The 17,719-nt window shown below is 70.1% G+C and carries 18 protein-coding genes, 1 tRNA gene and 1 other RNA gene; 8 read left to right on the top strand and 12 right to left on the bottom strand.

Annotation, left to right across the window (positions count from 1 at the left end; all coding sequences use genetic code 11):
- Window positions 1-51: 51 nt before the first annotated feature.
- Window positions 52-612, top strand: coding sequence for a DUF5666 domain-containing protein (locus tag ACYVF6_RS01340; protein WP_460514823.1), 561 nt, complete (start codon window positions 52-54; stop codon window positions 610-612).
- Window positions 613-795: 183 nt separating this feature from the next.
- Here the strand turns inward: ACYVF6_RS01340 and ACYVF6_RS01335 are convergent, their stop codons facing one another.
- The 7 genes from ACYVF6_RS01335 to ffs form a co-directional block, all read right to left on the bottom strand.
- Window positions 796-1,401: a DUF5063 domain-containing protein gene (locus ACYVF6_RS01335; RefSeq protein WP_460514821.1), complete on the bottom strand. Its 606-nt coding sequence runs from the start codon at window positions 1,399-1,401 to the stop codon at window positions 796-798.
- Window positions 1,394-1,993 (bottom strand): recombination mediator RecR, encoded by a 600-nt coding sequence (recR, locus tag ACYVF6_RS01330; RefSeq protein WP_460514819.1) that lies wholly within the window; start codon window positions 1,991-1,993, stop codon window positions 1,394-1,396. The genes ACYVF6_RS01335 and recR overlap by 8 nt, the downstream gene beginning before the upstream one ends.
- An 18-nt stretch (window positions 1,994-2,011) precedes the next feature.
- Window positions 2,012-2,368, bottom strand: a complete 357-nt coding sequence (locus ACYVF6_RS01325) for a YbaB/EbfC family nucleoid-associated protein (protein ID WP_460514817.1) — start codon at window positions 2,366-2,368, stop codon at window positions 2,012-2,014.
- A gap of 159 nt (window positions 2,369-2,527) precedes the next feature.
- On the bottom strand, window positions 2,528-3,130 hold the full coding sequence (locus ACYVF6_RS01320) for a polysaccharide deacetylase family protein (RefSeq protein WP_460514815.1): 603 nt from the start codon (window positions 3,128-3,130) through the stop codon (window positions 2,528-2,530).
- Between the two features lie 542 nt (window positions 3,131-3,672).
- Complete coding sequence (locus tag ACYVF6_RS01315; protein WP_460514813.1) at window positions 3,673-5,937, bottom strand: DNA polymerase III subunit gamma and tau; 2,265 nt, start codon at window positions 5,935-5,937, stop codon at window positions 3,673-3,675.
- A 10-nt stretch (window positions 5,938-5,947) separates the two neighbouring features.
- The gene (locus ACYVF6_RS01310; protein ID WP_460514812.1) at window positions 5,948-6,619 is read right to left on the bottom strand and encodes a TetR/AcrR family transcriptional regulator C-terminal domain-containing protein; all 672 of its coding nucleotides are present in this window, start codon (window positions 6,617-6,619) and stop codon (window positions 5,948-5,950) included.
- A gap of 18 nt (window positions 6,620-6,637) precedes the next feature.
- Window positions 6,638-6,734, bottom strand: an RNA gene (gene ffs, locus ACYVF6_RS01305) — signal recognition particle sRNA small type.
- Between the two features lie 80 nt (window positions 6,735-6,814).
- Between ffs and ACYVF6_RS01300 the strand changes: the two genes are divergently transcribed.
- Window positions 6,815-6,902, top strand: a tRNA-Ser gene (locus ACYVF6_RS01300).
- A 108-nt stretch (window positions 6,903-7,010) separates the two neighbouring features.
- Here the strand turns inward: ACYVF6_RS01300 and ACYVF6_RS01295 are convergent.
- The gene (locus tag ACYVF6_RS01295) at window positions 7,011-8,027 is read right to left on the bottom strand and encodes a hypothetical protein (protein ID WP_460514810.1); all 1,017 of its coding nucleotides are present in this window, start codon (window positions 8,025-8,027) and stop codon (window positions 7,011-7,013) included.
- Between the two features lie 176 nt (window positions 8,028-8,203).
- Between ACYVF6_RS01295 and ACYVF6_RS01290 the strand changes: the two genes are divergently transcribed.
- Window positions 8,204-9,586, top strand: a complete 1,383-nt coding sequence (locus ACYVF6_RS01290) for a PrsW family intramembrane metalloprotease (RefSeq protein ID WP_460514808.1) — start codon at window positions 8,204-8,206, stop codon at window positions 9,584-9,586.
- A 3-nt stretch (window positions 9,587-9,589) separates the two neighbouring features.
- Here ACYVF6_RS01290 and ACYVF6_RS01285 read toward each other — a convergent pair whose 3' ends face one another.
- Window positions 9,590-10,798 (bottom strand): hypothetical protein, encoded by a 1,209-nt coding sequence (locus ACYVF6_RS01285; RefSeq protein WP_460514806.1) that lies wholly within the window; start codon window positions 10,796-10,798, stop codon window positions 9,590-9,592.
- Between the two features lie 84 nt (window positions 10,799-10,882).
- Here ACYVF6_RS01285 and ACYVF6_RS01280 point away from each other — a divergent pair, with 84 nt between their 5' ends.
- The 3 genes from ACYVF6_RS01280 to ACYVF6_RS01270 are packed head-to-tail and all read left to right on the top strand — an operon-like array spanning window position 10,883 to window position 12,545.
- Window positions 10,883-11,194, top strand: a complete 312-nt coding sequence (locus ACYVF6_RS01280; protein ID WP_460514804.1) for a hypothetical protein — start codon at window positions 10,883-10,885, stop codon at window positions 11,192-11,194.
- Entirely contained in the window at window positions 11,191-12,057 is an 867-nt protein-coding gene (locus tag ACYVF6_RS01275; protein WP_460514802.1) for a hypothetical protein, read from the top strand. Before ACYVF6_RS01280 ends, ACYVF6_RS01275 begins: the two co-directional genes overlap by 4 nt.
- 29 nt (window positions 12,058-12,086) lie before the next feature.
- Window positions 12,087-12,545 (top strand): YbaB/EbfC family nucleoid-associated protein, encoded by a 459-nt coding sequence (locus tag ACYVF6_RS01270; RefSeq protein WP_460514800.1) that lies wholly within the window; start codon window positions 12,087-12,089, stop codon window positions 12,543-12,545.
- Between the two features lie 6 nt (window positions 12,546-12,551).
- On the opposite strand, the gene dhaM is transcribed toward ACYVF6_RS01270, so the two are convergent.
- Genes dhaM through dhaK form a run of 3 tightly spaced genes read right to left on the bottom strand, consistent with a single transcriptional unit; the run spans window position 12,552 to window position 16,589 of the window.
- Window positions 12,552-14,960 (bottom strand): dihydroxyacetone kinase phosphoryl donor subunit DhaM, encoded by a 2,409-nt coding sequence (dhaM, locus tag ACYVF6_RS01265; RefSeq protein ID WP_460514798.1) that lies wholly within the window; start codon window positions 14,958-14,960, stop codon window positions 12,552-12,554.
- Window positions 14,957-15,583, bottom strand: coding sequence for a dihydroxyacetone kinase subunit L (dhaL, locus tag ACYVF6_RS01260; protein WP_460514796.1), 627 nt, complete (start codon window positions 15,581-15,583; stop codon window positions 14,957-14,959). The genes dhaM and dhaL overlap by 4 nt, the downstream gene beginning before the upstream one ends.
- A 4-nt stretch (window positions 15,584-15,587) precedes the next feature.
- Window positions 15,588-16,589: a dihydroxyacetone kinase subunit DhaK gene (dhaK, locus tag ACYVF6_RS01255; RefSeq protein WP_460514794.1), complete on the bottom strand. Its 1,002-nt coding sequence runs from the start codon at window positions 16,587-16,589 to the stop codon at window positions 15,588-15,590.
- 140 nt (window positions 16,590-16,729) lie between these two features.
- On the opposite strand from dhaK, the gene ACYVF6_RS01250 reads away from it, so the two are divergent.
- Together ACYVF6_RS01250 and ACYVF6_RS01245 are read left to right on the top strand one after the other, a co-directional pair.
- Entirely contained in the window at window positions 16,730-17,026 is a 297-nt protein-coding gene (locus ACYVF6_RS01250; RefSeq protein WP_460514792.1) for a type II toxin-antitoxin system VapB family antitoxin, read from the top strand.
- A 21-nt stretch (window positions 17,027-17,047) separates the two neighbouring features.
- Complete coding sequence (locus ACYVF6_RS01245) at window positions 17,048-17,605, top strand: LytR C-terminal domain-containing protein (RefSeq protein ID WP_460514791.1); 558 nt, start codon at window positions 17,048-17,050, stop codon at window positions 17,603-17,605.
- The last annotated feature ends 114 nt before the right edge of the window (window positions 17,606-17,719 follow it).

Raw genomic sequence — 17,719 nt, 5'->3', positions numbered from 1 at the left:
CCTGGCACGAATCATGGACGAACCATGACGAAACAGAAAGGTGTGGACGTAATGGCAGGTACGGAGAGCGAGCCGGAGCAGGACCTGGCGAAGGAGCTGGCCGCGCGCTCGGGCGGCCGTAGCGTCGGGAAGCTGACGCTCGTACTCGTGGGCCTGGTGCTGGTGGTCGGTGGCTTCGCCGGTGGCGTCGTGTTCAACAAGGCGACGGCCTCCGCCGGAACCGACAACGGCGCCGGCGGGCAGCAGAGGCAGTTCGGACCAGGCCAGTTCGGGCCGGGGCAGGGCACCGGCAACCAGACGCCGGGCGCCAACGGCCAGACCCTTCCGCCGGGTGGCTTCGGCCAGAACGGCGGGTTCGTCACGGGCACGATCACAGCCGTGTCCGGCAACACCGTGGCCGTCAAGCAGGCCGACGGCTCGACCAAGCAGGTGAAGACCTCGGGATCGACGATCGTGACACTGAGTCAGAAGGGCGCGCTCGGTGACCTCAAGGCCGGCGACCAGGTTGCTGTCCGTGGCGAGGCTGCGGACGACGGAACGGTGACGGCGCAGTCGATCGCCGAGGGCGAAACCGGCTTGGCCCGCAGCGGCCAGCGCCAGCCCAACAACTGACCGCCGCCAGCGCCAGCCCAACAACCGACCGCCGACCGCGGGGTCGCGAATGACCACGTTAACCACGCATTTGGCTGGTTAACGTGGTCATTAGGTTGTTCGCCACGCCAGTAGGTGCTTCGCCACGCCCCGGGCCGTGGTTAACCCGCCAATTGCGTGGTTAACGTGGTCATTCGCAGCCGGCTACTCGACTACGGCGTCGATGACTTCCTGGGCCGCGCGGTCTTCGGCGCGAATGGCGGAGTCGTGGAGGGAGGCGTCGAGGCGGGCGTGGGCGACGACGGAGTGCAGGGCGCGCAGGACGGCGCCGGCTTCGGCGCCCCAGCTGGAGAGGTAGGAGAACTGCCACCACCACAGCGCCTCGTCGATCCGGCCTGCCTTGTGGTGCTTCAGGCCGTGCACCAGCGCCGACGCGATCGTGGCGAGGTCGTCGGAGAGGCTGGAGTGGAGCAGCTCGGGCGGCTCGGCGTAGGGGTCGAACACCTCGGAGTAGCTGTCGATCTCCGACAGGAGGTAGCCGAGCCGTTCGCGCAGCTCGTCGAGATCGGGATCTGGCCCGGCGTCGACTTCGAAGCGTTCGACGGGTACGACGTCGGAGATCGCGCCCAGCCGGCCGCCGGCCAGGATCAGCTGGCTCACCTCCAGCAGCAGCATCGGCACAGCCGTGGAGTAGTCCTCCGCGCGGGCGATCTCTCGCAGCGCGATCAGGAAGCTCTCCACCTGGTCGGCGATCTCCTGCGCGAAGTCCTCGACCTCGCTCTTCAGCTCGTGCTCGTGCACGTCAGACATCGAGCAACCTCCGTCCTTCGAATGCGCGTCCCAACGTCACCTCGTCGGCGTATTCCAGGTCACCGCCCACAGGCAGCCCGCTGGCCAGCCGGGTCACGCGTAAACCGATCGGTGCCAGCATCCGGGCGAGATAGGTGGCGGTCGCCTCACCCTCGAGGTTGGGGTCGGTCGCCAGGATCACCTCGCGGACAGTACCGTCAGCCAGCCGTCCCAACAGCTCTTTGACACGCAACTGGTCCGGCCCGATACCGTCGATCGGGCTGATCGCACCGCCGAGCACGTGATAGCGGCCGCGGTATTCGCGCGTCTTCTCGATCGCCACGACGTCCTTCGGCTCCTCGACCACACAGAGGAACGCCGGATCGCGACGCGGGTCGCGGCAGATCCGGCACTGCTCCTCTTCCGCGACGTTGCCGCAGGTGGCGCAGAAGCGGACCTTCTCCTTGACCTGGACGAGCGCGTCGGCGAGCTTGCGTACGTCGTCTCCGTCAGCGGCGAGGACGTAGAAGGCGATCCGCTGCGCGCCTTTCGGCCCGATGCCGGGCAGCCGCGCGAGCTCGTCGATGAGGTCCTGAACGACGCCTTCGTACATCCCCCTCCGCCCCTTTCGTCAGCCCGGCAGGCCGGGCGTGCCTGGCATGCCGGGGAGACCACCAGGGCCGCCGGGGCCACCCGCGCCGCCGCCGAACATGTTGGCCATCGGACCCAGCTTGCTGGCCTGCAGTGCCTGGGCGTTGGCGGTCGCATCGTGCACCGCGGCGACGATCAGGTCGGACAGCGTCTCGACGTCGTCGGGGTCGACGGCCTCGGGCTTGATGTCGAGGGAGCGCAGCTCACCGGTGCCGCTCACGGTCGCGACGACCAGGCCGCCGCCGGAGGTGCCCTTGACCTCGGACTCGGCGAGCTCGGCCTGGGCGGACATCAGCTGCTGCTGCATCTGCTGCGCCTGCTGGAGCAGCTCGGACATGTCTGGCGTTCCGCCGGGGAACACGATGGCCTCCTGGTCGTCGGGAGCGAGCCGTACGAAGAGCTTAAGGTGTGCGACCGACACAGGGCCGACGAGGGCTTGGACCCTCGCCGGCTCGGTGTTCGTGGACGGCTCGACGGGCGACCAGAAGCTCGCCGGTCAGCTGCACCACAACCGGTAGAAGACGTAGCCGCGCGCTTTGAGCGTCTTCAGGATGGTCGGAAGCGCGGCGACGGTCTGGCTCCGGTTCCCGCCGCCGTCGTGCAGCAGCACGATGGATCCGCTGCGTACATTGTCGAGAACCCGGCTGACGATCACCGAGGTCCCAGGCCGCGACCAGTCGCGCGGGTCGACGGTCCACAGCCGGATCGTCTTTCCGAGCGCCGCCGCCCGCGAGCGGACCGTGCTGTTGACGGCGCCGTACGGCGGTCGCAGGCAGCGAGGTGTGTAGCCGGTCTGCTTCTTGATCGCGGCATCGGTGTTGACGACCTGCGACTTGAACGTCGTCCACGTGACCTTCGTCAGGTCGACGTGCGACCAGGTGTGGTTCTGAACGCTGTTACCGTTCGTGTGAACCCGCAGCGTAACGGTCGGATGGGCAGCGACGTTCTGCCCCACCTCGAAGAACGTGGCCCGCACACCGTAGTCATGCAGGATCTGCACGATCTGCGGGGTATAGGTCGTGTTCGGACCGTCGTCGAACGACAGATAGACGTACTTCGTCGCCGCAGCGGCCTGCGGAGCGGCAACGATGTTACTCATCGTCGCGAGCAGAACAGCCGCGACCACAACCGCGATCGACGCGAGCAGGGCAGCGCCGGTCCGGCGGGGGCGGCTGTGAGGACGCGATCTCCGGAACATCAGTTCCTCCAGAGACAGCCAACCAGGCAACGGGTTGGACACTTCTCAGTCTTGCCGCGTCCCGCCCCCGTGGCGAGAGGCGTCGTGCTCCTCCTGCCCCGCCGATCTGCCTGACCTGCTGGGAGAGCTTTCGGAGCCCGGTCACGCCCGCACGCAGCCGAGCGTGCATCAGGCCGCTCGCTTGGCAAGGCGGTGGTGAACACGGCGCGACACAGCCGCCGAAGATGGCGGGAGACGAAGCCCGCACGAGGGCCGCGGCCGCGCCGCCAGAACATGGGGGCGCACCAGCCCTCGCCGATCGCGCCCGCGTGACACGCGAGCACCGCGGCGGCAACAGGTGAGCGCAGTGCCGCCGGCATCAGCCAGGACACGCGGCGCGAGGAGCGGCAGCCGGCCAGTCGGGGGGTGCCGTCTCAGGCGCCTGCCACCTGAAGCACCGCTGGCTAGTCGATGATTTCGGCGCCGAGTTCGCGGGTGAGGAGCTCGGTGTGGGTCGAGGGTGCTTCGGAGATCGGCAGGTCGGTGTCGCGGTCGATGTATTCCTCGGGGTCGGGTGGGGGTGGGGGTTCGTCCGGCGGCGGCGCGGCCGCGGGGCGAGCTGCCTCGGCGGGTGGGCGCTGCGCGGACTGCGGTTGCGCCTGCGGCCGGCCGGCTGCCTGGGGTGCGCCGGGTGGAGCGGTCGGGGGCTCGGACGGGCTGGGCTGGGGTGCCGGCGCCGCCGGCTGGTCGTCCCAGCCCGGGGGGTTTGCGGCCGGCTGCGCGGGCGGGCCTTGTGGTTGGGCTGGAGCCTGGGACTGTGCCGGGGCCGGCGCCGGTGATCCGCCTGTGCGGCCGGCGCCGGCGCTAGGGTCCACGATCGCGTCGATTCGCCAGTTGACGCCGAGCACGCTGCGTAATGCCTCGCGCAGGATGTCTTCGCTGCCGCTACGGGCGAACGAGTCGCGGGCGCCGGCATTGACCAGGGCGATGGTGAGGGTGTCGCCGTGGAGGCCGTTGACCTGGGCGTTGGAGCTCAGCAGGCTCCAGGTGAAGCGGCGACGACCCTTGACGTCCTCGAGTATCTCGGGCCAGACCCGGCGTACGTCGGCGATCGACAGCGAGCCCGCCTCACCGGACGGCGGGCCGCCGGCTGGGGTTTGCTGCGCCGGCTGCGGCTGGGCGGCCGGCGCGGGCTGGTTGTCCCATCCACCACCACCGCTGTCGGCGGCAGGTGCCGAGGGCTGCTGGGCCGGGGGTTGCTGCTGCGCCGGGGCTGACGGTGCGTCGTCCCAAGCGGCTACACCGGATCCGGCGGCGGCCGGCGCGGATGCCGCGGGCTGGCTGTCCCAGCCACCACCACCACCGCTGTCGGCGGCGGGCGCCGAGGGCTGCTGGGCCGCTGGCCGCTGCTGTGCCGGCCGTTCGGCCGGTGCCTGGGGCGGAGCCTGACTCGCCCGCGCCGCCGGAGCCTCGGCCGCCGGCGCGGAGACAGACGGAGCTTGCGCAGCGGGCGCCGGTACGGGCGCGGGCGCCGCACCACCTGGGTCAGGCGCCCCACCGCCGATCGACAGCCGGCGTTCCAGCCGGTCGAGCCGCGCGCCCAGCCCGAGCGCGCTGTCGTCGGCCGCCGGCAGCAGGACCCTGGCGCACAGCAGCTCGAGGTGGAGCCGCGGCGCGGTCGCACCGCGCATCTCGATCAGGGCGTCGTTGATCTCCGACGCCGCCCTGGTGAGCGCGGCCGTGCCGAACCGGGCCGCCTGCCCGGCCAGTCGTTCGGCCTGGTCGGCGGGCCCTTCGAGCAGTCCGCTGGTCGCGGCGTCGGGCACCGCGGAGAGGATCACCAGGTCGCGCAGCCGGTGCAGCAGGTCTTCGGCGAACCGCTTCGGATCCTGCCCGGACTCGATCACCTTGTCGACGCTGGCGAACACGGCCGCGCCGTCGTGGGCCGCCAGCGCGTCGACGATCTCGTCGAGCAGCGAATCGTGGGTGTAGCCGAGCAGCCCGACAGCGTGCGCATAGGTCACGCCGTCGTCGCCGGCGCCGCCCATCAGCTGGTCGAGGACCGACAGCGTGTCGCGCACGGAACCGCCGCCGGCGCGTACGACCAGCGGCAACACGGCCGGATCGATCGACACGCCCTCCTGCTTGCAGAGGTAGGCGAGGTAGTCGGACAGCACCCTCGGCGGCACCAGCCGGAACGGATAGTGGTGGGTGCGCGACCGGATCGTGCCGATGACCTTGTCGGGCTCGGTGGTGGCGAAGATGAACTTGAGGTGCTCGGGCGGCTCCTCGACGAGCTTCAGCAGGGCGTTGAAGCCCTGCGTGGTGACCATGTGAGCCTCGTCGACGATGTAGATCTTGTAGTGCGAGGAGACGGGCGCGAAGAACGCCCGCTCGCGCAGGTCGCGGGCATCGTCGACACCACCGTGGCTCGCGGCGTCGATCTCGATCACGTCGATCGAGCCGGGCCCGCCACGGGCCAGGTCGGTGCAGCTGCGGCACTCACCACACGGCGTCGGGGTGGGCCCCTGCTCGCAGTTGAGGCAGCGGGCCAGGATGCGGGCGCTGGTCGTCTTGCCGCAACCACGCGGGCCGGAGAAGAGGTAGGCGTGGTTGACGCGGTTGTTGCGCAGCGCACGCTGCAGCGGCTCGGTGACGTGTTCCTGGCCGATCACGTCGGCGTAGTTGTCCGGCCGGTATCTGCGGTAAAGAGCAAGCGGCGCGTTCACGGGACCGACCCTAGCCGGAGGCACGGACAGTCGGATGCTGGGCGGCGATCCCGTCGACCAGGAGCACGATCGCACGGTCGAACCAGCCGTCCATGTCGCGCGACTTCAGCTTGAACCGGCCGCCGAGCGCGCGGAAGTAGGGGTACTCCTCGGGCGGCAGGTCCTCGAACAGGCCCTTGTAGAACTCCGCGATCTCCCGGTCGTCGACCTGGACGTCGGAACGGTGCTCGATCCAGGCCCGCTCGTACGACACGAACGCCAGCACCAGGTCGATCAGCATGTCCCACAGCGGCTGGATGTCGTCGAGGTCGAAGCCGGCCTCGGTGAAGATGCCGAGCCCGCGCTCGTAGAAGCGGACCGTGTGGGTGCCGGCCATCGGCCGCTCGCGCATCACGTCGTAGAGCGAGACGTACGGCAGCAGAGATCGTCTGATCGCCTGCGCGGCGTCGACGATCGTCTGCCGCCAGTGCTCCTGGCTGGGCTGCGGCAGCCCGACGGTGCCGATGACCTCGTCCCAGAGGAGCGTGAGCAGCTCGTCCTTGTTGGCGACGAACTGGTACAGAGCAGACGCCGGGCAGTCCAGCGCGGTCGCCAGCCGGCGGACAGAAACTCCGGCGACGCCTCGGTCTCGAACCAGACCGAGCGCCACCGTGATCATCTCGTCACGCGTCGGGTTTTCCATCGGAGACGAGAGAGGATACAAGAAAACCCCCTGCGCACCCGGTAGAGCTCGCTTACCCTTGCTGCCTTCCGGCCCTGGGGGAGTTGGGCGAGATGCCGCCGCGCAGGAGGCTGCGCCAGTCTATGCGATCGGTCGCACGCGTGCGACGCAGCCCGCGATTCGCACGCACGCGTGCGACCAGGTAGTCTTCCGCGCGGAGGATTCGCCTAGTGGCCTAGGGCGCTCGCTTGGAAAGCGGGTTGAGGGAGACCTCTCAGGGGTTCGAATCCCCTATCCTCCGCCATCTCTCTCAAGGCGGGACGCGATCGGTGTGGACGAAACCGGTAGATCTCATCCACACCGTTGTTGCTCCGCGCTGTCGCCGATCGGCCTCAGCGGCTGATTTCTCCTTCTACTTCGCGCTGGCCACGTAGGCGCGGGGCACCGTGCCGGGCTCCGGGGCGCCGGTCCCGACCGCCCACAGCCGGCCTCCGTCGATGACCGAGCCGTAGAGCGAGCCGGCGTTCGGCGGTTCCGAGGTACGCACGAACCTGTCGCAGTCCAGCCCGAGGACCAGGGTCTCGGTCGTCTGCGGATTCTCGCCGACAGCGATCGGCCGGCCGCGCAGGAACTCGATCCCGTGCAGCTGGCCGGTGATGGCGGGTGAGGGGATCTCGGTCCAGCTCCTGCCGTCGAAGTGCAGGACGAGCGGTCGCCTCCACAGTTCGTCGTCGGGACGATGCCCGACCGCCCAGATGTCGTCGTCCGCGCGGACCACGACATCCTGGATGTTGATATGGCGCTCGCCCGTATCACCTGGCAGCTCGGCCTGCTTCCAGGACGTGCCGTCGAAGTGCGCGATGCCGCCGACACCCCACAGCCAGACGTTGTCGGGCGTGATGGGGTTCAGGTCCCACGCGGCCAGGATGTGCTCGGTGCCTGCGAGATCGACCGGGGTCCAGCGACCATCCCGATAGCGGTAGAGCAACTGCCGCCAGTCCTCGCCGACCGGGGCGCTCGAGCCGTACACCCAGACGTCCTGATCGGGTCCGGCCGTGGCGACTGCGCTGAAGCCGCCGTACTCGCCGGGCGGCAGCTCGGGTGCCTGCACGATCGTCCAGGCAGAGCCGTCCCAGTGCTCTAGCACGGGCTTCGACTCGACGGCGTCCGGCGTCGAGCCCACGGCCCAAACGTCGTCCCGCGCCGTCACCGCGAGGTCGTCGAGCCGGCCGCTCGCGAACGGCTGTTCCGGCTTCGTCCATCGTGTGCCGTCTCGGCGGAGTGCGAGCGGCGCGAAGCCGCCGTTCAACTCGATGCCGACCGTCCACATCGAGCCGCCGGTGGCTTCGACGCGATAGAGAATCGCCGATGCCTGTCCGGTCGGCGATTCTGTCCACACCGGCGCCGGTGTGATCGAGGTCAGGCCCAAGGCCGTGACAGTGAGTGCGGATATCAGGAGCGGGGCAGGCAAGGAGGTTTCCTCACATTCATCTCATGAGCAGGTCTCTTTGCCTACGACGCCCACGGAGCGCACGTTTGTGTCACGAAAGGTGCGAACACGCAGCCCAGAACTCGCGGTCATCGTGTCTTCTCCGGTGGGCGGGCATGCACGCGGTAGTCTCATTCTTCCTCTGCTTCGCCACCGTCGTACCCGGCCGAAAGGGCGATCTCGTGACCTTCCCGAGCGGCCCTGGGCCGTACCAGAATCCTGGCCCTGGCTACGAACCTGCTCCCGGCTTCGTCCACCAGCCCTGGATGCGGCAGCAGCGCAAGCAGGTCTTCGTACCCGTCGCACTGCTGGTCATCATGGCCGTGCTCGGCGTCATCATCGTCGGCGTACTCGTCCTGGGCATCGGCATCGTGCCCGGCGTGATCGCGACCTTGTTCGCGTTCGTGCCGGTCCTGCCGGTGGTCGGGGTCTACCTGTGGATCGACCGCTGGGAGCCGGAGCCGGGGCGGCTGCTGCTCGCCGCGTTCCTGTGGGGCGCGACGATCTCGGTGATCACGGCGCTGATCGGGAGCCTGCTGCTCGATCACGCCTGGGAGGCGACGCTCGGACCCGAGAACGCCGACGCCCTCGGCCTCGCAGTCACGGCGCCGGTGGTGGAGGAGTTCTGCAAGGGCCTGTTCATCCTGCTGGTGTTCTGGCGGCGCCGGAAGGAGTTCGACGGGATCCTCGACGGCATCGTCTACGCCGGGTTCGTCGGGCTCGGATTCGCGTTCGTCGAGAACATCGGCTACCTCGGATCGGCGTTCGGCGAGTCCGGCCTGGGCGGCGGCCTGTTCCTGTTCTTCATGCGCTGCGTGCTCGGCCCGTTCGCCCACCCGATCTTCACCTCGATGACCGGCATCGGGATCGGCATCGCCGCCCGGACGGCCAACCCGGCGGTGCGGTTCATCGCCCCGGTGCTCGGCTACATCGGCGCGATGATCCTGCACGGGCTCTGGAACGGTTCGACGCTGATCTTCGAGGGCGCCGGCTTCATCTACGTCTACGTCCTGATCATGGTGCCGGTCTTCGTCGCGATGGTCGTGATCGTGATCTGGCAGCGCCGGCGCGAGCAGCGCATCGTCGCGACGCAACTGGCGGGCATGGTGGCAGCCGGCTGGATCGCTCCGGACGAGGTGCAGCCGCTGACCAGCCTCGCGGGCCGGCGCAGCTGGCGGGCCGCGGTCGAGCGGCAGGCCGGCAAGGAGGCCGCGAAGGCCATCCGCGACTACCAAACGGCCGTCACCGAGCTCGCGTTCCTACGCGACCGCATCGCCCGCGGCGTCGCCGGCCGCGACAGCGAGCGCTGGCAGCACGAGCTCGTCCAGGCTCTCACCGACGCCCGTGCCCGGGCACACGGTCATCCGCAGGCGCTGGCCCAGGTCTGGTCGTCGCCGTGGCCGCCCAACCCGTACGCGCAGCCACCCGGCCCCGGTCCCCAGGGAGCGCCGAACCCGTACGGTCCTCCGCAGGGGCCGCAGGGGCCGTACCCGCGCTGAATGTCACTTCCGGGGCTGCGGAAGCATCCGCTTGAGCCCCATCCGGGCCAGGATCATGCCCGCGATCAGCACGCCTACCGGTACGGCCAGGATCCACGGGCCGTCCAGCACCACCCACACCAAGCCCCACCACGCGGCGAACTCGACCACACCGCAGGCCAGCCGCACCCGCCGGATCGTCCTCCGGCGGCGGAACCGCGTGATGACCTCGGCCACGTCGGGCCGGCGGGCAGCCAGCGACGTACCCGGTCTGGCCGGCAGCTGTACGGCGCCGTCCTGCTCCGCCGCCCAGGCGGCGAGCTGCTCGACGGTCGCGCCCTCGGGTACGCCCTCGATTCCGAGGCTGTGCAGCACCTGGCTGCCGCGGCGGGCCGGCTGACCCGGCGAGAGCGCCTGCCTGGCCGGGGCCTCCAGCTCGGGACGTCCCAGCAGCTTGGCAAGAGCGGCCGCGGCCGACTCGCCGCGCTTCGGCTCCTGCTCGTCGAGCTTCAGCTCGACCTTTCCGGACTTGCCGCGGCCCCAGAGCCTGGCCTGCTCTCCCCAGCCGACCGCGACCCACGGCACCGTACGATCTCCGGCGCGTTCGACAGCGCCGGCGAACGTGCCGGCCCTGGGCGCCCAGCCCGTACCGTCCGGCACGACCAGCGTGATGTCCCGGTCCCACGGCAGCAGCCAGGCGCCATGACCGTCGACGACCAGCCGGCTCCGCACGTCGTTCGGCGGCGCCCAGACCACGACGACGCCCGGCTGGCGATGCAGCGACTCGAGGTCCGGCCGGGGCAGGCCGAGCAGCTTGGCGACGTCGCGGTGCCTTTCGGCCGGAGGCTTCCGCGCGGTCAGCGCCGCGGTCAGCTCGTCGCCGTCGCGCTTGAAGAACGCCGACGCCAACGTACTGACGAGTGCAGGGTCGCGGCCGTCGATCGGGCCGACCGGCGGATCGTCCGGGCTGCTGCCCGGCTGGGCCAGCCAGAGGCGGCAGCTGTCGTCCGTTTCGGCGCCGGCATCGGCGACGGACACCACGACGACCCGCTTTCCGAGCATTGGCGCGAGCTGTGGCGCGAGCACGGTCGCTGCGCTCTCCGGCATCGGCGCCGTGACCCAGAAGTCGGAGTGGTCGATCGCCTGGCCGCCGGTCCAACCCGGATCGAGCAGGCGGATGGCGTCGTCCAAGTCGTCCGGATGTGTATTGGCCTGGAGCAGCGTGTAGCCCACGGGCCTCACCATAGTGGCGAACGGTTATCCACAGCAGTGGACAGAACAGCTATCCACAGGTGCACCGCGTCCTATGCTTCCGGCATGGGAGAACGGGTCATCGACCGAGACTTCATCGAGAAACTCGGCAAGGACATCCAGAAAGAAGCCGACGGCACCCTGCCGCAGGCCAAGAGCATGGCCGTCGAAGCGCAGGAGCAGATGAAGCAGGCCGGACAGGGCGGTGGCTTCCCGGTCGTCATGGCGTTCTTCTTCGGATCCGAATACGCCGAGCAGGCGTGGGACACCAAGCAGGAAGAAGCAGGCGAGCTCAACAGCGCGCTGCAGCGGATCGCCCAGAAGTGGCAGGAGATCGAGGACACCGCTTCCGGTCAGCAGGGGGGATACACACCATGAGCAACAACTACGACTCGATGGCGGGCGCCTTCAGCTCGGGCAAGACGCTGGGCACGACCGCGTTCGTCTCCTCACTCGTGGCGTGCTCGGTCTGGCCCGAGCTGCTGCTGCCGATCCCCGCCGACAAGAGCGGCATCTTCATGAAGCAGGTGCTCGGCAGGATCGCCAACCTGGAACGCCTGCAGAAGTCGGTCTCGATCGCCGGGCAGTCGACGGCGCTCGGCGGCATGCTGCTCAGCGTTCCGATGCGGCTCAAGCTGGTCGTCACCGACACCGGCGCGATGCTGCACGCCTGCGGGCGCATCCACGAGTCCGGCCAGACCGCCCGCGACTACCTCGATGCGCTCAACAAGTCCTACTACAGCATCACTCCCGATGTGTGGCAGGCCAACGACCAGAAGGCGTTCTCCGAGCGGCTCCGCAAATACCGCGACAGCGTGGTCAACACCTGCTGCCTGTGCGAGGAGATCGCCATGATCACCTCGGTGATCGGCACGCTCCGGTTCGTCCAGCACGCCATCTGCGCCGCGCTGGCCACCGCGATGGCCGTGATGGCGGCGGCGTTCTGGGTCGCTATGGCCATCCCGTTCGGTCAGGGCGTGGCGACCGCGATCCGCAACATCGGAACCACGCTGGCGAAGATCCTGCGTAAGACCGTGCAGTTGATGGACGAGATCATGGTCAAGGTCGGCCTCGTGGGCGCGTCGCTCGTCGCCGCCCGGTCGGCCCAGGCCGTGCTGAGCGATGCCTACCGCCTCGGCGACGACGCCATGGGCGACGCGGGCAACGCGCTGAAGCAGACGCTCGGGGACGTCTGGGACAAGCTCAAGGACAAGAAGCTCGCCTTCCTGACCGGTTGGTGAGTGCTGCTTCGCAGGAGAGAAGGAACGTCGTGTCGGAAGAGTACGTGTTCGGCGATCTCACTCGAGACGCCGACGACATGCTGCGTTCGGCGCAGGGGCGGATGGCCCAGGTCGAGGACATGCAGCGCCGGATGGCCGAGATCGTCGGTTCCGCCGTCAGTGAGGACGAACGGATCTCCGTGGCCTTCTCCGAGGCGAACGGCCTGCAGAAGCTCGACCTCGACCCCCGCGCGATGCGGCTCGCGTCGGACGACCTGTCCGCCGAGATCATCCGGCTGGTCAACGTGGCCCGTGAGGACGCCCAGGCGCAGACCCAGCAGCTCGTGGCCGAGATGATCGGCGGCGGTGCCCCGGATCCCGAGCAGCTCCTCGGGCAACTGCCTGCGTTCGAGGAGTCGATGGCCGAAATTCTCCGCGACACCGAGCAGATGGGCATCGACATCACCGACATCGTCGAACGCATGCAGCGCCAGATCGACACGCAGTAGAGGCGGTCAGCTGGGCCGAGCGGGCTGATCGCGGAGGGCGGCTTTCACCGCGGGGATGGACGCCGGCGCCATCGACAGCTCACCGACGCCGAGGCCGACCAGGCGGGCGGCCGCCGCGGGGATAGCGGCCAGCTCACCACACAGCGCGACCCGGCAACCGGCCTTGGCCGCTCCCTGCGCGACCAGCTCGATCGCCCGCCAGACGGCACGGTCGTCGGTGAAGGCGACCTCGTCGTTCGTACGGTCGGCGGCCAGGACGTACTGCGTGAGGTCGTTGCTGCCCACGCTCACGAAATCGACGACCGCGCCGAGCTCGGCGGCCAGCAGCGCCGCCGCGGGCACCTCCACCATCACGCCGACCTCGGCCGGTTCCGCGTAGGCGACTCCGTCTGCGGCCAGGCTCGCGGCCGCTGCGGCCACCAGCTGTCTGAAGGCCACGGCTTCCTCCGGCACGGTCACCATCGGCGCCATCACCGAAACCTGCGCGGGCAGGCCGTGCGACGCGCGGAGGATCGCGCGGAGCTGGGTGCGCAGCAGCTCCGGATGGCTCAGGCCGTACCGCAGCCCGCGCACTCCCAGCGGTCCGTGCCGCCACGGGTCGAGGTGCAGGGCCGGCAGCAGCTTGTCGCCTCCGACGTCCAGGGTGCGGATGGTCACGGGCCGGTCCCCGAGGACGGTGAGGATCTCGGCGAGCTCGGCCGCCTGCTCGTCCTCGCGTGGCAGTTCGGGGCGGTCGACGTAGAGCAGCTCGGTACGCAGCAGGCCCACGCCGTCAGCGCCGGCATCGACCGCCGCCCGGGCCTCGGCGACGCCGGCGATGTTCGCGGCGACCAGGATCCGGCGGCCACCGACCGACACGGGGCCGCGGGCGGCGGCCAGCGCCTCCTCGCGTTGCTCGGCCAGTTCGCGGACGCGGCTCTCGGCCGCTGTCTGCTCGGCAGGTGACGGATCGGCGGTCAGCGAGCCGGTAGTGCCGTCGACGATCACGGTGGTGCCGTCGGGTACGTCGAGCTCGCCCAGGCGTACGACCATCGGCACGTCCAGGCCTCTGGCCAGGATCGCCACATGAGCTGTCGGGCCGCCGCGCTCGAGCGCGATGCCCGCCACGCCAGCCGCGGCCAGAGCGGGTACGTCCGACGGCACCAGGTCGCCGGCGAGGACCACCGCACCGCGCAGGCGGCCGGGGTCGACGCCGCGGGACGTCGGAACGCCCAGCGCGGCCAGCACAGCCAGCCCGACGTCCTCGATGTCGGCCGCGCGATCGGCGGCGGCCAGCAGCTCACGCCCGGCCTGGACGACGGCCCACCAGGCGGCCTCCGCGCTCGCGCCGGCGGCGATCCGCTCCTCGGCCTGCCCACGCAGCGCGGGGTCGGCCAGCAGTGCCCGGTGCGCGGCCGCGATCTCGTCCGGGCGGGAAGCCAGGTCCGCGTCGGCGCGGCCGAGCGCGGTGGCGAGCCGGTCACGTTCGGCCGCAGGGTCGGCCGCCGGACGCTCCGGTATCTCCGGCTCGGACCGCCTCAGCTGTACGGCCGGACCGACCGCGACCCCCGGCGACGCCGGCGTACCCGCACCGGCGCCACGACCGGTCGCCGAACGACCGGCGGCACCACCCGCGACCCCGGGCAACGCATCTACAGCCGGCCGTTTACGTTCGGCGGCGGAGCCGGAAGCCGGACCATCGGCGGGACCGGCCGCGAGCCCGGGCGACGCCGGCGTACCTCCGCCGTCGGCGGGCCGCTCGGCGGCGGCCGGCGGCTCGGCGGGTTCGCCGAACCCGCTCTCGACCAGCGCGGTTACCTGCTCCAGCGCTGCCTCGGAGCTCGCGCCGATCTCCACCTCGTCGCCGCCGTGGAGGGCGAGCGCCACAACGCCGAGCACGCTCACGGCAGGTACGCCGTCGATCGTCACCGAAGCGTTCAGCTCACCCGCCAGCCGCGCGACAGCGGCCGCCGGGCGGGCGTGCAAGCCCGCCGCGTTCCGGAGCACCGCAGTCCGAGTGAACCGCTCCTCACCACCAGCGCCAGGCGCACCCGCCGGAGGGCCGCCAGCAGCGGAAGCAGCCGCCACCACCTCGTCCAGGCTTCCGTGCTGCGCCACCGCGGCCGCCGCGAGCGCGCCCTCGACCAGCGGCGCGTCGACGATCCGTACCCGCTCCCGCTGCTCCTCCTCCAGCAGCTCGAGCACCAGATCGGCGGTCATCAGCGCCGACCCCAGGTCGTAGAGCAGCACGACGCCATCGCCGCTGTCGGCCGCCGACACCGCGGCCTGCACCTTCTCGAAGCTCGTGCCGATCCCGCCTTCGTCGGTGCCGCCGGCAGGTTCGATCGCCAGCCCCGGCGCCATCTGCGCGGCCAGCTCCCGCACTCCCTCAGCGAGCTGCGCCACGTGCGAGACGAGGACGAGCCCGACGGTCATACCGTGTCGGCCAGCGCGCGGAACAGCAGTGCCGTTGACGTCGCGCCGGGGTCCTGGTGCCCGGCGCTGCGTTCGCCGAGGTAGCTGGCCCGCCCCTTGCGCGCGACCAGCGGAGTCGTCGCACGCATGCCCTCCTCGGCCGCGTCGGCCGCGGCCGACAGTGCCGCGGGAAGGTCCTTGCCGGAGGCCAGCGCGGCCTCGCCCGCCTCCACCGCCGGCGTCCAGGCGTCGACCATCGTCTTGTCGCCGAGCTCGGCCTTGCCGCGGGCGACCACACCGCCGAGGCCTGCGCGCAGCGCCTCGAACAGCTCGGCGGGCGAGAGCTCCGGCTTGTCGACCGCGATCGCGCCGGCCCGCAGGAACGCCGTGCCGTACAACGGTCCGGCCGCACCTCCGACCTTGGAGATCAGCTGCCTCGCGACGGTCTTCAGTACGCCGGAGGGGGTCCCAGGATCGACCTCGGCGAGCGCCTCGACCGCTGCCCGCATGCCGCGATCGAGGTTTTCACCGTGGTCGGCGTCGCCGATCGCCGAGTCGAGCTCGACGAGATAGGCCTTGTTTTCGGCGATCACCTCGGCGTACCGCTGGATCCAGCCAACGAAATCCTGCTTGCTCACACCCATGTGGTCATACTCCCCAACGCAGCGCGGGAGTGTGCACGGGAGCGTCCCAGAGCTCGAGCAGCTCGTCGTCGACCTTCAGCAGCGTGATCGACATGCCCTGCATCTCGAGCGAGGTGATGTAGTTGCCGACCAGCCGGCGCTCGACCGTGATGCCGCGGCGGGCCAGCACCTGCTCGGCGTGGGCGTAGGCGATGTAGAGCTCGATCAGCGGCGTCCCGCCCATGCCGTTGACGAACAGCAGCGTGCGGTCACCCGAGCCGAACGGCAGGTCCTCCAGGATCGGCGCCAGCAGACGTTCGACGATCTGATTGGCGGGCTCCAGCGCCAGCCGCTCGCGCCCGGGCTCGCCGTGGATGCCGATGCCGATCTCCATCTCCTGCTCGCCGAGCTCGAACGTCGGCTTGCCGGCGTGCGGCACGGTGCAGGACGTCAGCGCCATGCCCATCGAACGGGCCTGGGCGTTGACCTTCTCGCAGAGCGCCTTGACCGCGGCCAGGTCGTCGCCGCGTTCGGCGGCGGCACCGACGATCTTCTCGGCGAGCACGGTCGCTCCGACCCCGCGCCGGCCGGCGGTGTAGAGACTGTCGCGTACGGCCACGTCGTCGTCGATCACGACGGCCTCCACGCTGATCCCCTCGGCGGCGGCGAGCTCGGCCGCGGTCTCGAAGTTCAACACGTCACCCGTGTAGTTCTTCACGATGTGGAGAACGCCGGCACCGCCGTCCACAGCCTTCGTGGCGTCGGCGATCGGGTCGGGCGTCGGCGAGGTGAACACCGCACCGGGGCACGCGGCGTCGAGCATGCCGAGCCCGACGAAGCCGCCGTGCATCGGCTCGTGCCCGCTGCCTCCACCCGAGACGATGCCGACCTTGCCCTGGCGCGGCCCGCCGGCGCGCACGATGTAGTCGGGGTCTGTGTGCACCTCGATCAGGTCGGCGTGGGCGGCCGCCATGCCTGCCAGCGCCTCCGGAACCACGTTGGCCGGATCGTTGATCAGCTTCTTCATAACTGCCTTCCTACTACGCCAGGCTCCGCCGTCACAGGTCCGAGATCGGTCCGTCATCCGGTCCGTCATCGGTACTGACACAGTGCCCGTTCCGCAGCTGACCGGACACGTTCTGGAATGCGGCATTACACTGCGGTCCTGTGATCTTCAAACGAGTCGGAGACCATCGGCCCTACCCAGAGCATGGCGCGGCGCAACGCGACTGGGCCAAGCTGGCTCCACGCCCGATCCGGCTCGACCAACTTGTCACCACCAAGCGCACCCTGGACCTCGAAGCGCTGCTCGCTGAGGACTCGACCTACTACGGCGACCTGTTCGCCCACGTCGTCGAATGGGAGAACGAGCTCTATCTGGAGGACGGGCTGCATCGCGCTCTCCGGGCGGCCCTCCATCAGCGCATGGTCGTGCACGCCCGCGTGCTACGGCTCGAGAAGTAGCCGTACTGGAAAGCTCAACTGATGGCGTGGGACACCGAGTACCGGGCGCCGCAGGTCCGCAAACGACGCCGGATCCGCGGTCCTATCACCCTGCTCCTGTTGCTCGGGCTCCTCTCCGGAGCGGCGTACTTCGGCTGGAACGCCGTCGTCGAGGGCCGGCAGGACGAGGCGACGCAGGTCTGCAACACGCCGTCCGCCGACGGACGGCAGCGGATCGCGTCCAACCAGGTCGTCGTGAACGTCTTCAACGCCGGCAAGGTCCAGGGCCTGGCCGGCCAGACGGCCGATCAGCTCCGCAAGCGCGGCTTCCGGATCGGCAAGGTCGCCACCGAGGAGAGCGAAGTCCGGGTCGACAAGGTGCTGGTGCGTGGCCGGGCGCTCGAGGCGCCGGAGGTCCAGCTCGTGCTCGCGCAACTCGAGGGCGAACGCCCGGTGGCCGACAACCGCACGGACTCCAGCGTCGACATCGTGGTGGGTGACGGCTTCAAGGGCCTCTACGCCAAGGGACCGTCAAGCATGACCGTACGCAGCCGCGTCCCCGTCTGCGTGACGTCGACACCCAGCCCCACCGCGTCGTAGCCGCCGCAACCGGCTAGGCCGTGTCTCATAAGTGTCGTTCGAGTTCGCGGAGCCAGATGTTGATGGCGGCGATGTAGACGGTGGCCAGGTAACGGACGGCGAGTTTGTCGTATC

It is taken from the genome of Flindersiella endophytica, assembly GCF_054779015.1.
This window is presented reverse-complemented; position numbering and strand designations above follow the sequence as displayed.

What these genes read in the sequence shown, in the direction of transcription:
- dhaK (WP_460514794.1), bottom strand. Translation starts at nt 16,589, where the DNA reads ATGAAGAAGCTGATCAACGATCCGGCCAACGTGGTTCCGGAGGCGCTG.
- ACYVF6_RS01275 (WP_460514802.1), top strand. Translation starts at nt 11,191, where the DNA reads ATGAGCAACAACTACGACTCGATGGCGGGCGCCTTCAGCTCGGGCAAG.
- recR (WP_460514819.1), bottom strand. Translation starts at nt 1,993, where the DNA reads ATGTACGAAGGCGTCGTTCAGGACCTCATCGACGAGCTCGCGCGGCTG.
- ACYVF6_RS01245 (WP_460514791.1), top strand. Translation starts at nt 17,048, where the DNA reads ATGGCGTGGGACACCGAGTACCGGGCGCCGCAGGTCCGCAAACGACGC.
- ACYVF6_RS01320 (WP_460514815.1), bottom strand. Translation starts at nt 3,130, where the DNA reads ATGAGTAACATCGTTGCCGCTCCGCAGGCCGCTGCGGCGACGAAGTAC.
- ACYVF6_RS01325 (WP_460514817.1), bottom strand. Translation starts at nt 2,368, where the DNA reads ATGTCCGAGCTGCTCCAGCAGGCGCAGCAGATGCAGCAGCAGCTGATG.
- ACYVF6_RS01280 (WP_460514804.1), top strand. Translation starts at nt 10,883, where the DNA reads ATGGGAGAACGGGTCATCGACCGAGACTTCATCGAGAAACTCGGCAAG.
- ACYVF6_RS01310 (WP_460514812.1), bottom strand. Translation starts at nt 6,619, where the DNA reads ATGGAAAACCCGACGCGTGACGAGATGATCACGGTGGCGCTCGGTCTG.
- ACYVF6_RS01335 (WP_460514821.1), bottom strand. Translation starts at nt 1,401, where the DNA reads ATGTCTGACGTGCACGAGCACGAGCTGAAGAGCGAGGTCGAGGACTTC.
- ACYVF6_RS01340 (WP_460514823.1), top strand. Translation starts at nt 52, where the DNA reads ATGGCAGGTACGGAGAGCGAGCCGGAGCAGGACCTGGCGAAGGAGCTG.
- ACYVF6_RS01290 (WP_460514808.1), top strand. Translation starts at nt 8,204, where the DNA reads ATGCACGCGGTAGTCTCATTCTTCCTCTGCTTCGCCACCGTCGTACCC.
- dhaM (WP_460514798.1), bottom strand. Translation starts at nt 14,960, where the DNA reads ATGACCGTCGGGCTCGTCCTCGTCTCGCACGTGGCGCAGCTCGCTGAG.
- dhaL (WP_460514796.1), bottom strand. Translation starts at nt 15,583, where the DNA reads ATGGGTGTGAGCAAGCAGGATTTCGTTGGCTGGATCCAGCGGTACGCC.